General features: G+C 41.5%; 11 protein-coding genes. 6 read left to right on the plus strand and 5 right to left on the minus strand.

All coding sequences use genetic code 11. From position 1 onward, the window contains the following. Positions 1 to 57 precede the first annotated feature (57 nt). The 3 genes from AC2IOM_RS06605 to AC2IOM_RS06615 all read right to left on the minus strand — a co-directional run bounded on the left by AC2IOM_RS06605 (position 58) and on the right by AC2IOM_RS06615 (position 3,770). Positions 58 to 1,515 (minus strand): NAD-dependent succinate-semialdehyde dehydrogenase, encoded by a 1,458-nt coding sequence (locus AC2IOM_RS06605; protein WP_486359476.1) that lies wholly within the window; start codon positions 1,513 to 1,515, stop codon positions 58 to 60. Beyond that, on the minus strand, positions 1,502 to 3,145 hold the full coding sequence (locus tag AC2IOM_RS06610; RefSeq protein WP_486359477.1) for an FMN-binding glutamate synthase family protein: 1,644 nt from the start codon (positions 3,143 to 3,145) through the stop codon (positions 1,502 to 1,504). Before AC2IOM_RS06610 ends, AC2IOM_RS06605 begins: the two co-directional genes overlap by 14 nt. A gap of 199 nt (positions 3,146 to 3,344) precedes the next feature. Beyond that, positions 3,345 to 3,770, minus strand: coding sequence for a hypothetical protein (locus AC2IOM_RS06615; protein ID WP_486359478.1), 426 nt, complete (start codon positions 3,768 to 3,770; stop codon positions 3,345 to 3,347). Between the two features lie 139 nt (positions 3,771 to 3,909). Between AC2IOM_RS06615 and AC2IOM_RS06620 the strand changes: the two genes are divergently transcribed. Further along, positions 3,910 to 4,449 (plus strand): GNAT family N-acetyltransferase, encoded by a 540-nt coding sequence (locus AC2IOM_RS06620; RefSeq protein WP_486359479.1) that lies wholly within the window; start codon positions 3,910 to 3,912, stop codon positions 4,447 to 4,449. A 514-nt stretch (positions 4,450 to 4,963) separates the two neighbouring features. Here AC2IOM_RS06620 and AC2IOM_RS06625 read toward each other — a convergent pair. Beyond that, positions 4,964 to 5,971, minus strand: a complete 1,008-nt coding sequence (locus tag AC2IOM_RS06625) for a glycosyltransferase family 29 protein (RefSeq protein ID WP_486359480.1) — start codon at positions 5,969 to 5,971, stop codon at positions 4,964 to 4,966. A 304-nt stretch (positions 5,972 to 6,275) separates the two neighbouring features. Here AC2IOM_RS06625 and AC2IOM_RS06630 point away from each other — a divergent pair, with 304 nt between their 5' ends. The 5 genes from AC2IOM_RS06630 (at position 6,276) to AC2IOM_RS06650 (ending at position 11,297) form a co-directional block, all read left to right on the plus strand. Beyond that, positions 6,276 to 6,452 (plus strand): hypothetical protein, encoded by a 177-nt coding sequence (locus AC2IOM_RS06630; RefSeq protein WP_486359481.1) that lies wholly within the window; start codon positions 6,276 to 6,278, stop codon positions 6,450 to 6,452. Positions 6,453 to 6,556: 104 nt separating this feature from the next. Further along, the gene (locus tag AC2IOM_RS06635) at positions 6,557 to 7,510 is read left to right on the plus strand and encodes a ribonuclease Z (RefSeq protein WP_486359482.1); all 954 of its coding nucleotides are present in this window, start codon (positions 6,557 to 6,559) and stop codon (positions 7,508 to 7,510) included. Positions 7,511 to 7,576: 66 nt separating this feature from the next. Continuing rightward, entirely contained in the window at positions 7,577 to 10,006 is a 2,430-nt protein-coding gene (rnr, locus tag AC2IOM_RS06640; RefSeq protein WP_486359483.1) for a ribonuclease R, read from the plus strand. A gap of 4 nt (positions 10,007 to 10,010) precedes the next feature. Beyond that, a complete protein-coding gene (gene rlmB, locus AC2IOM_RS06645) occupies positions 10,011 to 10,748 on the plus strand; it encodes a 23S rRNA (guanosine(2251)-2'-O)-methyltransferase RlmB (RefSeq protein ID WP_010562064.1) in 738 nt (245 codons plus the stop codon). Positions 10,749 to 10,868: 120 nt separating this feature from the next. Then, positions 10,869 to 11,297 (plus strand): BLUF domain-containing protein, encoded by a 429-nt coding sequence (locus AC2IOM_RS06650; protein WP_486359484.1) that lies wholly within the window; start codon positions 10,869 to 10,871, stop codon positions 11,295 to 11,297. A 76-nt stretch (positions 11,298 to 11,373) separates the two neighbouring features. Here the strand turns inward: AC2IOM_RS06650 and AC2IOM_RS06655 are convergent, their stop codons facing one another. After that, positions 11,374 to 14,151: a M16 family metallopeptidase gene (locus tag AC2IOM_RS06655; RefSeq protein ID WP_486359485.1), complete on the minus strand. Its 2,778-nt coding sequence runs from the start codon at positions 14,149 to 14,151 to the stop codon at positions 11,374 to 11,376. Between the last annotated feature and the right edge of the window lie 339 nt (positions 14,152 to 14,490).

A 14,490-nucleotide genomic window follows, 5' to 3' on the forward strand; every position in this document is an offset into this window, starting at 1 on the left:
TCATCCTTTGAGTACTATGAATATGGTGCTCATAGTACTCAGTTTAAAAGGTGATCGCTAGTCTAGATTGCCGAAACATAAGTATTTGATTTCTAAATAATCATCTAATCCATAAGCGGATCCCTCGCGGCCGTAACCGGACTGTTTTACGCCACCAAATGGGGCGGCAGCATTTGAAATAATGCCTTCATTAATGCCAAGCATGCCAAACTTTAATTGATTGGCTGCGCGTATAATGCGATTAATGTTTTGGCTGTAAAAATAAGCGGCAAGACCATACTCAGTATCGTTAGCGAGATTGATAGCACTTTGCTCATCATCAAAGCTAAAAATAGTGGCTACTGGGCCAAAAATCTCGTTTTGCGCAATCTCCATGGTGTTGTTGCAGTTGGTTAAAATAGTTGCTGGGTAGCCAGTTGCACTTGCTTCACCTTGGTAGTGAATATGTGCGCCTTCACTTAGCGCTGTATCAACTAGTTGTGTGACTTTATCGATTGCGGCTTGGTTAATAAGTGGACCAAGTTGCACATCGTTAAGGCCATTGCCTTGTGTTAACTGCTTTAACTTTTCTGTGAAGATAGCTAAAAACGGCTGTTTAATGGATGCGGCAAGATAAATACGATTGGCGCACACACAGGTTTGCCCAGCGTTTCTAAATTTTGCTGCAATTAACCCTGTGGCTGCTGCCTCTAAATCAGCATCGTCAAAAACAATAAATGGTGCATTACCGCCCAGCTCCATCGAAACTCGTTTTACCGTTGATGCGGCTTGTTTGGTTAGTAATTTCCCCACTGCTGTAGAACCGGTAAAACTAAACTTGGCAATATCTGGATGGGTTGTTAACACCTCGCCAATGGCTTTAGCATTAGTACCCACAACCACATTAAAAACACCTCTTGGTATGCCAGCTTGTAGGCTTAACTCAGCCATTGCTAGCGCACTTAAAGGCGTTAACTCTGATGGTTTCACAATAAAACAACAGCCTGCAGCAAGTGCAGCTGCGGCTTTTCGGGTGATCATCGCATTAGGAAAATTCCAAGGTGTAATCGCCGCAACAACACCAACTGGGTGTTTTGTTACAATCACTTGCTGAGAATTGCTTAGTGCAGGAATAGTATCGCCGTAAACTCGCTTGGCTTCTTCGCAAAACCACTCAATATAACTAATGCCGTATTTAATTTCACCGCGCGCTTCCGCCAGTGGTTTGCCTTGCTCTAAGGTGAGTAATAGCGCTAAATCGTCAAGATTTTCTGTTAATAGCTCGCCCCATTTTTTAAGTTGAGCTGCTCGTTCGTAGGCTGTGGTACTTTGCCATGCTTGTTGAGTGCTTTTGGCTGCAGAAACCGCATCTTCAACTTGCGTTATCTCAATATCATCAACCTGCAGTAGTGACTGATTGTTAAAAGGATTAACAACATCAAATGAGTTGTTTGATGATAACCATGAGCCATTAACGAAACTACTTTGTTTAATCAGTGATTGGTTTTTTAACTGCGATAAATTAGGTGTTGTCACGTACTAACTCCTGTGGTTTCAAAATAGTCTCGTCGTATACGTAAAAATGCTCACTTGAGGCTTGCTGCCACCAGATACTCCAATTGCCAAGTGGCCTATCTTCCAGTATTTCACCTTTGCGTAACGGCTTTATTAAGCTGCCAACCGACATTAGCAAGCCGTATGGCGTTCTGCGTTTTACCATTTGCGGCAATAGTTTATCGGGGTCGTCTAACCCCATGCTGCCGAGTAATTCATAAAAGGCGTGTAGGGTATTTTTATGAAAGTTTTTAACTCGCTCACTTTTACTTTCAACATCGATTGCTTTTGCGCGCGCAGGGTCTTGTGTGGCAATGCCAGTTGGGCATTCGTTAGTGTTACAGCTGCGAGATTGAATGCAGCCTAATGCCATCATCATAGTTCGCGCCGCGTTCACAGCGTCTGCGCCAATTGCAAGTTTTGCTAATAGATCGAATGCCGATGCGGTTTTACCAGAGGCAATAATGCTAATTCTATCGCGAATACCAACGCCAATTAATGCGTTATGAATAAGGTAAACACTTTCAAGGCAGGTCATGCCTAAGCGGTTTGAAAATTCAACGGGCGCAGCACCTGTGCCACCCTCAGCGCCATCAACTGTAATAAAATCGGGGTAAATATCCAGTTCTAACATGGCTTTACAGATTGCTAAAAACTCCGCGGGGTTGCCTAAACAAAGTTTAAAGCCAACAGGTTTGCCTTGGCTAAGTTCGCGTAACTCAGCAACAAAGTTAAGTAATTCTTTTGGCGTTTTACACTTGGGATGCGCCGCTGGTGATATACAGTCTTTATCTTGGTCCACCAATCGAATACGTGCTATTTCGTCGGTAATTTTTGCTTTAGGCAATACACCACCATGGCCTGGTTTTGCACCTTGCGATAGCTTTATTTCAATCATTTTAACTTGCGGTAATGCGCTTTTAGTGCGAAATACTTCATGGTCAAAGTCGCCATCTTGTGTACGACACGAAAATAACCCCGAACCGATTTGCCAAACAATGTCGCCACCGTGTTTTAGGTGATAAGGGCTGAGCCCGCCTTCACCTGTATTGTGGTAAAAACTACCTTTATGGGCACCTAAATTTAGTGCTTCGATGGCGTTTTTACTTAACGAACCAAAACTCATTGCAGAAATATTTAAGCGAGATGCGGAATAGGGTTGTTTGCAATCCGGACCACCAATTAGCGTGCGCTTATATTCTTCTTTTACGTCACACGGCGCGAGCGAGTGCCATAAACTTAAATAATTTTCTTCCAATAAATCGCGCTGCGTACCAAAGGCAATCGTATCGCGCACCGATTTTGAACGTTGGTAAACAAGCGAACGCTGCTCGCGGTTAAAGGGTTTTTCTTCGGTGTCGTTGGCAATAAAATATTGCTGTATTTCAACGCGAAATGATTCTAAAAAATAGCGAATGTAAGCAACAACTGGGTAAAGCCGGTTTAAATTACGCTTTGAGAAAAAGATATCGAAAAAGCCAATCGCACTGTAAAGAAGGGTAAAAATAAACAGCGATAGTGTTAGGTCATCAGGATGCTGTTGCCATAAAAAAAATGTAGTAGCGTTTCCTAAGGTGAGTATTAACCAATAGGTTTTTTGTATAATAGTCATGTAGTTTACTCTTATTTTGCTGACGGATGCGTATAAGAGATAAAGGATTGACGCGAGACGACTAATTTGGGCAACCCTTGCACTCGCCTCTAATTTTGCATAATAACGTGGTCTTTGTCACTGAAAGAAAAAGGAAACCGCATTGATTTCCTTTTATTCAGAAAGGGTTGGGTTCTGAATGTTTAACTGGTTTTAAAAATTAGCGAGCAAGTTTACGCCAAACTTCCGTTTCTTCTGTGCCATTTACCAACCCTTTGTGATGCCAGTAAATAACTTCTTGGCCGTGTTCTTGTTTGGTTTCAAGCCAACCTTTAAAGGTAAACACTTTACCTTGGTGCTCATTTGAAGTGCCTTTTTCAATATGCTCGCTGTAGCTATCGCCGTCTATGGTAAACTTGCCGGCTAAATACCCTAAAAATTCACCTTGCTGCATATTGTTTAAGGCAAATTTATCGCCTTTCACGGTTTTGATTGCCACAAGTGTCGCGTTATCTGCTTTTAGTACTTCACCTGACGGCGTTTTGTATTCACCTTTAATAAATTGCCAATCACCTTCATATTGGTGGGCAATGGCATTTGATACAAAAAGTGTGAGTGTTAGGCATAGTCCTTTAATTAAATTCATTGGTGTTTCCTGTTATTAATGTTTGGTAACAGTTAATACTAAAGGCCTTTTAAAAAGTAGTGTTAGAATCACAAATCAGAAAAAAATAAGAAAAATTCAGCCCATAAATCACATTAATTACCGCTCAGGAGTATAAAAAATGCAGCCATCATCTTCACGCCTTAATTATTCATTTATCACTGAAAAAGATATCGATGATTTATACCAACTCGACCAAGACCCTGCGGTAATGAAATATTTAAATGGTGGCAAGCCAACCACGATGGAAGAAAAGCACACAGTGTTTTTACCGCGTATGGCAAAGTATGCCAATAAAGAAAAAGGTTGGGGTCTTTGGAAAGTTAACATTAAAGAGTCGGGTGAGTTTATTGGTTGGATTTTAGTAAGGCCAATGCATTTCTTTAATGATGAAGCCGATACCCAGTGGCATAACCTTGAACTAGGTTGGCGTTTTAAGCAAAGCTCATGGGGTAAAGGGTATGCAACTGAAGCTGCTAATGCCCTAGTTGAGCAGATTGCGTTAATGCCAGAGTACACGCATATTAGTGCAATTGCGTTAAAAGAGAATGCGGGCTCCATTGGTGTAATGGAAAAGCTTGGTATGAGGTTTGTGAAAGAGTACATGCATAGCGATCCGTTAGGGGATATTCCAGCGGTTTATTATGAGCGCAGGCTTTAATAAATAATTTGGATTCTTACTAGAAAATTACGTGCCGTCTTCCTGAGCTTGTCTCTGGATCTCGAAATGGGTGTTGTGAAGTTAACTCTTAGCTGTAATACAAATTTGAAAGTATATTTGTCGCGCTGGCGACAGCAGCGTCTGTACTGTTATCTAGCGCCATCCATGGCGCTCTCTTGTTCATTTTTGTTACACGACAAAAACGAACCAAAAAACGTGCCCCAAAATCAAACTGATTCTTCAACCATAATTTAAATGTGAACATAAACGCCATGAATCGGCATCCATGCCTCAGCATGGCTTGCTCGACCGCTTCGCTTCCTGTCTCGCATTATTCATTTAAATAATGTTTTAAGGTTTGATTAATGGGGAGGGAGTGAACCTTAAAAATGTATTAAAGGTTTAGGTGGTGCGATGCACGATGCAAGACTTGACCCCTAACCTCTCCGAACAACAAGCGCCATACAAGAAAATCAAAGACTCTGAACCTGTTGTTCCTATTTTAGGTGTATGGTTAGTTTCGTTCTATGATCAACTTTATGAACTCATACGCACCATTGGAGGCTAGTCCCATACCTATGCCACCTGCAACACCTAACACAGACCACAAAATTGATTTCTTATTTCTTTCTTTGAAGGACTTTATTAACTTAACATCACCTTTGTTTATTTTTAGATACGATAATGCAAGGTAGCTGTCTATTGCGAGCTCTAATTTTTTGAAACAAAGCTCAGACAGGGAACTTATAACAAAAAACACGGAGCCATATAAGACTATAAATTGAACCAACTCATCCGATTGCATGCTACCAATATCTATTGATTGTGACACAAACAGACCTAGAAGCGCGACAATAACCATATGCCCAAATCTTGATATTAAATGAGATATTCGTTTCAATGGAGTAATGACATTTGATTCTTTAGACTCATCACACCCTTTTATCCATTCATCAAACATAGCAACGAAATGGCGGGCTTTTACATAGTCACTATACTCGACTTTTATTCTGGCAGTTGTGGTAACCATGCTGGAAATAATTGCTGAAGATATAAAGGCAGGGGCTTCTTGCTCTATTTGGTGTAGTTCTCCAACTCTCGATTTAACATTGGCTGCTACTTTGTAATTTTCAATCTCACCAGACTCTGAGTCATGGAGAGAAAATTGATATATAAGCGCGATTTCAGACGTTGGATTTGGGCTTGTGATATTGTGATTTTTGAAATCTTCAAATGATTTAAATCTCTCAGCTTCGCCTTCGTGATGACTGACCAAGACTCGCATGATTATCGATCCTCTTTGAGGTTTGGCTGAGCGTATAGATTGAACTATTTTCGCGTGAAGTTCTTCAATATCATTAAACGCTACAAGTATGTTATTTTTATATGACTTTGAAATTTCCTCGCTTTTTTGATTCACTTTTTGATGAATTTTAAAATACAAATCTAATTGTGAGTCATCAAAAGTTGTTAGGTTAGTATTTCCTGTACAATCATCTGCTCTTTCAATTATATCTCCCACTTTCAAATTATTCCTTCTACTTGATAAACTGTTAACGTTATTATTGCGAATTGTCTGTTTGATTTTCATCCTAACTTATAGTTTACCCGCTAACTGTTTTTTATTAAATATGCTTTTTTAAGTTACTGTTTTAAAGATTAAAACTAGGAGTTAATAGCTTTTCCTTACACTATTTCGGTTTAAAGGTTGTTGCTCAGAAGATACTTCCCGCTTTTATCAAACCCGAAAATCAAGTTTGAATCGATAATGCGAGACAGGGAGCGAAGCGGTCGAGCAAGCCATGCTGAGGCATGGATGCCGATTCATGGCGTTTATCATAAAATTCAAAATTGCTTTGAGGATTAAGTTTGATAGTGCGGTCGCCTTTCTTTTGGTTACTTTATCTTTGGCGAAGCAAAGAAAAGTAACATGGAGCCAATGGATGGGCTTTATGAAATACAGGGAGGTGAAGTTATTTAAAAACGCTGATGATGTGCAATAAATCCGAGGGACATCATTAATTTTCAAAAACCTAGCTACCAATTCCATCCCCAATCAATCTCCTCTACAATTTAACCAATACCCCCAAACCCATAGGCTCATAATTTGAAAATTCACTTTTTAGGCACTTCGTCAGCGTGTCCTTCACTTAATCGTAATGTTACTGCTACTGCGGTGAGTTTTGACTCGACTAAGTCGTGGTTGCTGGTGGATTGTGGCGAGGGTACGCAGCATCAAATTTTAAAAAGTGAACTGTCGAGCTACCACTTATCGGTGATTTTAATTACTCATTTACATGGTGATCATTGTTATGGCTTGCCAGGGTTAATTGCCTCTATTTCGTTGGCGGGGCGAAAAGAGCCTGTGCATTTAGTGGCACCTAAAGCGGTGATTGATTTTGTATTAAGTGCACTTAAATTTACCCAAATGGAAACGGGCTTTGAGTTAATTTGCTGTGAGATTGAAGCGCTAGAACACGCCCTTGATTTTAGTTTTTGTCAGGTGTCTATTCACCCATTAAAACACCGCGTACCAAGTGTTGCCTTTAAAATAACGGAGCGAAATATTCCGCGTAAACTGCATCTTGATAAGTTGGCAAATGACGATGTCGCTACAGGTAGCCATTATAACGTGCTGCAAAAAGGGCAGAATGTTGAATACCAAGGTAAGTTGTTACGCGCCGAAGATTACACTTTTCCTAGCTGGCAGCCGCGTAAGGTGATTATTTGTGGTGACAATGAAAAGCCAGCATTGTTATCCGATGCGGTTGAAGATATCGATTTACTGGTGCACGAAGCGACGTTTACTCACAGTGATTTACATAAAGTTGGGCTGCATACCGGGCATAGTGATGCCAAACGCATTGCTGAATTTGCCGAGTTATACCATATTCCGCGCCTTGCGCTGTTTCATTTTTCAAGCCGCTACCATGGCGAAGGCATGTTAGAACCGCTAGAAAACGAGGCAAAAAGCCACTACAACGGCGAGTTAACATTGGCATTTGATGGCTTAGTCGTTGAAATTGACAAACAAAAGCGCGTGCAAAGCGACTTGTCATAGAAATGACCTGTCACCAAGTGGTTAAATGGTTTAAAATAAAAGCACTTTCATAGATAGTGCGAATTCATGCCGAAAAAAGATCCTTATTTAGACCGCGAACAACAAAAATACGACAATCCAGTGCCGAGCCGAGAGTTTATTCTTGAGCATATCAGCAACCGAACTAAACCTGCTAATTTTGCCGATTTATGTGGCGAACTAAACGTGTTTGAAGAAGAGCGTCAAATCGCTTTAAAACGCCGTTTACGCGCAATGGAGCGCGATGTTCAGCTGCTATTCAATAAATCAAAATGTTACTGCATTCCTGATAAAGTCGGTTTGGTAAAAGGTAAAGTGATTGGACATCGCGAAGGATTTGGCTTTTTAGAGCTGGATGAAGGCGGTAAAGATTGGTTTATTCCAAAACACCAAATGGAGCAAGTGCTACACGGCGACCGTGTATTAGCAAAGCCAGCTAGTTTTGGTAAAAACGGTAAATGCGATGCACGAATTGTACGTGTGCTTGAAGGTGAAAGAGCACCGATTATTGGTCGTTTTTTCCGTGAGCATGGAATGGCAGTTGTGGTGGCGGAAGATCCGCGCATTAGCCAAGATATTATGATTTTACCGGGCTTTGAAGGTGATGCTAAGCACAATCAAATGGTGCAAATTGAAATCACTCAGCGCCCAAGCAAGCGCATGAACGCACTTGGTAAAGTAATTGATGTACTTGGTGAGCATATGGCGCCGGGTATGGAAATTGAAGTTGCGCTGCGTAATCACGATATTCCAAATCAATGGCCAAAAGATCTTGAGCAGCAAATCGCTGGCCTAACTGATGAAGTACTGGAAAAAGACAAAGAAGGGCGTATTGATTTACGTCATTTACCACTGGTAACGATAGACGGCGAAGACGCGCGCGACTTTGATGATGCAGTATTCTGTGAAGCGAAAAAGTCAGGTGGCTGGCGTTTATGGGTCGCGATTGCCGATGTATCGCACTATGTTAGCAAAAACAGCCCTTTAGACCGTGAAGCAATTCAACGTGGTAACTCGGTTTATTTCCCATCAGAAGTCATTCCTATGCTGCCAAAAGTGCTGTCTAACGGGTTATGTAGTTTAAACCCAAAAGTAGACCGCCTGTGTATGGTGGCTGAAATGACGGTATCGCAAACAGGTAAACTGTCGGGTTATCGTTTTTACCAAGCTGTGATGAATTCGCATGCACGCTTAACTTACACCAAAGTAGGTGAGTTACTGGGTGGTGATGAAAATGCATTAGGTGAAGAAAATGCAGCGCTTGTGCCGCATATTCGTGAATTGCACTTAATGTACAAAACACTGAAAGCGGCGCGTTTAGAGCGCGGTGCAATTGAGTTTGAAACCAAAGAGCCTAAATTTATTTTTAACGCGCAGCGTAAAATCGAATCAATTGTGGCACTGAGCCGCAACGATGCACATAAACTGATTGAAGAGTGCATGATTTTAGCGAACGTTGCTGCCGCCAAGTTGTTAGAAAAACACGAAGCGCCAGCGCTTTACCGTGTGCATGACGAGCCTGATCCTGAAAAGCTAATGAACTTTAGTCAGTTTTTAGGTGAACTGGGTATTGAAGTTACGATGCCGCAAGAGCCAACGCCAAAAGAAGTGGGCGAGTTATTTGACCGTTTAGAAAAGCGCCCTGAAATTGAGCTTATTCAAACCATGTTGTTGCGCTCAATGAAGCAAGCGGTGTATCAGGCAGATAATATTGGTCACTTTGGTTTGGCATTAAAAGCCTATGCGCACTTTACCTCGCCAATTCGCCGTTACCCTGACTTAGTTGTGCATCGCGCAATTAAAGCCGTTATTAAAGAGCAGGGGCAAAAAACCTCGGGCGAATATGCCTATATTCAAGATGAGGTCGATCAGCTAGGTGAGCAATGTTCAATGACCGAACGCCGCGCTGACGATGCCACCCGTGAAGTAGCTGATTGGCTTAAGTGCGAATTTATGCAAGACCGCGTAGGCGAAGTATTCAGTGGTGTGATTTCATCGGTGACAAACTTTGGCTTATTTGTGCGCTTAAATGACTTATATATCGACGGTATGGTGCATGTTACCTCACTTGGCAATGACTACTATCATTTCGACGGTAAAAAGCATTGTTTAATAGGTGAAAATAGCCGCAAAGTATTCCGTATGGGTGATGCTATTGATGTGCAAGTAGCCTCAGTTAGCCTTGATGACCGCCGCATTAATTTAACCCTAGGTGAAGAAGTAGGGCAAGACCGCTATTCACGTCGTCGTGCCCAAAAAGCCGTAAATGAAGCGAGCAGTGTGCGCGACCAACTGCGTGCAGGAACGATTCCTGAAAAAGGCAAAGGAAAGGGTAAACCAAAACCTGCGGGTAAATCATCGGGCAAGCCGACCAAGAAAAGCAAAGCAGGTAAAAAGTCTGCTAGCAAAACCAAATCAAAAGCTTCGGCTGCTAAAAAGCGTCCGGGTAAAAATGCAAGAAAACGTGCTAAGAGCTAATTAAATGAGTAACGAATTAATTTTTGGCTTTCACTCAGTGGAAGCAATTTTAAATAAAGAACCAGAGCGCTTTATCGAAATTTACGCGCTTAAAGGCCGTGAAGATAAACGCTTAAACCCGATTATTAACTTAGCGCGTCAATTCGGTGTATCAATTCAATTTATGCAGCGTAAAGCACTTGATGATAAAGCCAAAGGTGAACAGCATCAGGGGATTATTGCCCGCGTAAAAGAGGGTAAAAAGTACAACGAGAAAGATCTCGACCAGATCATTGCCAATAGCGATACGCCATTTTTATTAGTACTTGATGGCGTAACTGATCCACATAACTTAGGTGCGTGTTTACGTAATGCTGATGCAGCAGGTGTAGATGCGATTATTGTACCGAAAGATAAATCAGCCAAACTGAATGGTACCGCGCGTAAAGTTGCCTGTGGTGCGGCAGAAACGGTTCCTTTAGTGCAGGTAACAAACCTTGCTCGCACCCTGCGTGATATTAAAGAAATGGGTGTTTGGGTTGTTGGCACTGCTGGCGAAACAGATGTTGAAGTATTTGATGCTAAGCTAACAGGCCCAATGGCAATTGTAATGGGCGCAGAAGGCTCAGGTATGCGTCGCTTAACCCGTGAGCACTGCGATGAGCTGGTTAAAATTCCAATGGTCGGTACAGTTTCAAGCTTAAATGTATCAGTGGCAACGGGTATTTGTTTGTTTGAAGTACTGCGCCAACGACGCGCGTAAATATAGTTTACTCGCTTGGTAAAAAGGTCGCTTAGCGGCCTTTTTTGTTATTAAACAGTGACCTTTTTAAGATAACAGTCTATATATTTTAAAGTTGAACTTTAAGCCATGGAACTGTTTATGTCACTGCACCAATTAATTTATCAAAGTAGAGAAACACGCACGCTTTCAAATCAGGATTTTGCCGATATTTTAGAGGTAGCTCGCAAGTTTAATGAAAGCCAAGGCATTACCGGTTGCCTTTTTTATAATGGTGGTTGGTTGCTACAGGTGCTAGAAGGTGAACAAAGTACAATCGATTCGCTGTATCAAAAAATAGCGCGCGATGAGCGTCATAAAGACTGTAATTTGATGTATTTTGAACCCGTTGAAAAACGTGTTTTTTCCAAGTGGACAATGGGTATGATCAATTTAGAAACAGAAAAAAATAGCAAATACAGCGAGTTAAAATCTACGATGGATGAGTTTCAATCAGGAAAAGTAGCAGTGCCGCTTGCCATTAAGTTGTTTCGGATTTTTACCCACGACTTCACACCAAAATCTGTTTAGTTAATAAGTAGTCGTTTTGATTTCAATAAAAAAGCCGCTTTAATGCGGCTTTTTAAATTAATACTTACCTATTTCGTTAATCTTCTAGGTAAACAATTTCACCTAAGTTAAGTGATTCAAGTTCCGCTTTAATTTTTGCCACATCACCCACAATAACCCATGTCATTTGGTCTTGTTTGATAAGGCTTTTAGCTTGTTGTTTCACGTCATTAAGTGTGGTGTTTTTTACTTTTGAACCATATTGCTCAAGGTCAGATACATCTTTGCCTCGCTTATATGCGCTTGATAGCGAGCCAAGTAACGACCACTTTTTCTCGTAACGGCCTGGTAGTTTAGCAACCTTGTTACTGACAACTTTATTTAGCTCTTCGTCAGTCGCTGGTTTTTTACCAGTGTAGTTTTCTAGCTCTTTTAAAATCTCTTGAATCGACTCTTTGGTTTTATCGGTTTGCACTGGCGCATAAACAAAGAACGGAGATTGCCCTTTATAGTCAAGTAATGCAGAGCGAGCACCGTATGACCAACCTTTATCTTCACGCAGATTCATATTAATACGTGACGTAAATGAACCGCCAATAATGGTGTTCATAATATCCAGCTTAATATCTTGATCAGTGGCTAAACTATTGCGATCTGGGCCAAGTAAACCGGCAACAATCAGTGATTGTGGTGTATCTGGCTTGTCGATTACATATACTTTAGCTGTTTGTGCCGGTGTTACCTGCGTTAAGCTTACCGCTGGTTTTGCAGTATTTGGCGCCTGCCAGTCAGCCAACGTAGTATTTAGTGTTGTGGTTAGCTCATCCATTGAAATATCGCCAACCACAACTAAGCGTGCGTTATCAGGGCGTAACCAAGTGTTTTTGTAATTAACTAGGTCGTCACGAGTGAAACTGTTAACGGTTGCTGCGTAACCCGAGCCAGTTAAAGGTTGCGAATATGCGTGATTTTCACCGTATAAACGCGGTGGCAGTTCACGCAATGCATTGCTCATTGGTGTTGATTTTTCTTTTTTGATGCCGTCAATCGTGAGTTTACGAATACGCTCAATATCTTGCTCGTTAAATGCAGGGTTAAGTATCGCTTGTGAAAATAACTCAGCACTGCGCTGCCAATTCACTTTTAATGCACTTAAACTTACATCAGCGTTATCTAAACTTGCACCTGAATAAAGTGACGCGCCAATTTTTTCAAGTTCTGCAGCCAGCTCTAAACTTGATAATTCATTGGTGCCTTCGCGCAGCATTTTCATTGTAAACAGTGCAAGGCCAGCTTTATCGTCGGTAGTTGATGAGAAGCCACCGTCAAAATTAAGTTCCATATTGATACTTGGCGTATCAGAACGCTGTGCCAATACAACTTCTAAACCATTGTTTAAGCGTGCAGTTTGTACTTCAGGTAGCTTTAATTCAGGTAATGAATCAACGCTTGGTACTTTACTTCTATCTGCGCCTGTTTGGTTGTGTGAAAGCGTTTCAAACGGTTCGATTGTTAGTACAAAATCACCATCAGTTAACCATTTTTTACCTGCTTGTTGAATATCAGCAGGGGTTGCGGCGTTTTGAATCGCCTGCTGCTTTTTATAGAAAACAGGGTCGCCGTGGTACACCATGCCTGATGCTAGAATGTCTGACTTGCCACCAAAACCACCAACGCCTTCAACATTTTTTACCCAGCTTGCCGCATTTGAGAATTTAATACGGTTTAGTTCTTCGCTTGTTGGGCCTTCATTCAGTAGTTTCGCAAGTTCTTCATCAATAATCGCTTCTACTTCGTTTAAATTTGCACCCGGTAGCGTATCAACACCAATCATAATTTGACCCGCCATAGTGCGAGTGTAGTTAAAGGCAAATGCCATTGATGCTTTTTGCTCTTGATAGACTAGGCGCTTATAAAGGCGGCTGTTTTTTCCACCGGCAAGCACATCTGCAAGCAGTGATAAATACTCGCTATCAGCGGTACCTTTTTCAGCGGTATTCCATACTTTAACAATACGAGGACTCGGCACGCGGTCTTGCATTGTCATGCGTTTAGTACCTGTGCGCTTAGCCACCCATGCATCAATTTGTGCAACTGGCTTACCCGGTTTGATGTCGCCAAAGTACTTGTTTGCTTTTTCTTTCGCGGTTGCCACGTCAATGTCACCAGCAAGCACTAGTACGGCATTGTTAGGGCCATAATAATCTTTAAACCACTGGTGCACATCATCAAGTGACGCCGCATTTAAATCTTCCATTGAGCCGATAACAGACCACGAGTAAGGGTGACCTTTCGGGAATGTATTTTCCGCTACCGCTCCCCACATTTTGCCATAAGGGCGCGCTTCACCTTGGCGTTTTTCATTTTGTACAACACCGCGTTGTTCATCGAGTTTCTCTTGAGTAATGGCGCCAAGTAAGTGACCCATGCGATCAGATTCCATCCAAAGCGCCATATCTAATGCCGTCGTTGGTACGTTTTGGAAGTAGTTTGTACGATCGTTGTTTGTAGTACCGTTTTGTTCAGTCGCACCGGCTTTTTCGAATGGACCAAAATACTCATCGTTATAGTTTTCAGTACCGTTAAACATTAAGTGCTCGAATAAATGGGCAAAACCAGTTTTGCCTAATTTTTCATGCTTTGAGCCAACGTTATACCAAACGTTTACTGCGACAATCGGTGCTTTTCGGTCTGTGTGAACAATGACTTTTAAGCCATTATCCAGTGTAAAAGAGTCATAACTTACGTCAACACTCGGTAAGTTAATTGCAGCGCTTGTTGATTGCGCTTGAGTCGATGATGAGGTTGTACTGTTACAGCCTGAAAGTGCTAAAGACACAGCGACGGTAAGCGCCGTTAAAGTGAGTTTTTGCATTAATACTATCCTTAGAAAATTAGAGTACGTTGCACTGAACTGCGTGGAATTATTTTACTTTTGATGCTGCGGACTCTAATAGCAAACGCCAAGCGCTGTTAGTTGTTAAGAAAACTAATTGCCACGCCCTGATTTATTCCATTAAAGACAACGGCACTACGCTACAGTAACAACTTAGGTCAATATGCCTTTAGCTATAAAACACTAAGCGAAATTGAATTGCAAGGCTATGATTTAACAGATGTAAACAGCTTGGAAACGAAATAGAGCAGACAGCAGATATAACTAGCGTGCTTAAACTAAACTTTCAACAAGGGACTGAGTCTTGGTATAATAGTA

The sequence above is a fragment of the Pseudoalteromonas sp. NS-SX12 genome (assembly GCF_057367955.1).

Bases quoted from the DNA above. Each gene is read 5' to 3' on its own strand.
- AC2IOM_RS06610 (WP_486359477.1), bottom strand. From the start codon at position 3,145: ATGACTATTATACAAAAAACCTATTGGTTAATACTCACCTTAGGAAAC.
- AC2IOM_RS06615 (WP_486359478.1), bottom strand. From the start codon at position 3,770: ATGAATTTAATTAAAGGACTATGCCTAACACTCACACTTTTTGTATCA.
- AC2IOM_RS06620 (WP_486359479.1), top strand. From the start codon at position 3,910: ATGCAGCCATCATCTTCACGCCTTAATTATTCATTTATCACTGAAAAA.
- AC2IOM_RS06630 (WP_486359481.1), top strand. From the start codon at position 6,276: ATGGCGTTTATCATAAAATTCAAAATTGCTTTGAGGATTAAGTTTGAT.
- rnr (WP_486359483.1), top strand. From the start codon at position 7,577: ATGCCGAAAAAAGATCCTTATTTAGACCGCGAACAACAAAAATACGAC.
- rlmB (WP_010562064.1), top strand. From the start codon at position 10,011: ATGAGTAACGAATTAATTTTTGGCTTTCACTCAGTGGAAGCAATTTTA.
- AC2IOM_RS06650 (WP_486359484.1), top strand. From the start codon at position 10,869: ATGTCACTGCACCAATTAATTTATCAAAGTAGAGAAACACGCACGCTT.
- AC2IOM_RS06655 (WP_486359485.1), bottom strand. From the start codon at position 14,151: ATGCAAAAACTCACTTTAACGGCGCTTACCGTCGCTGTGTCTTTAGCA.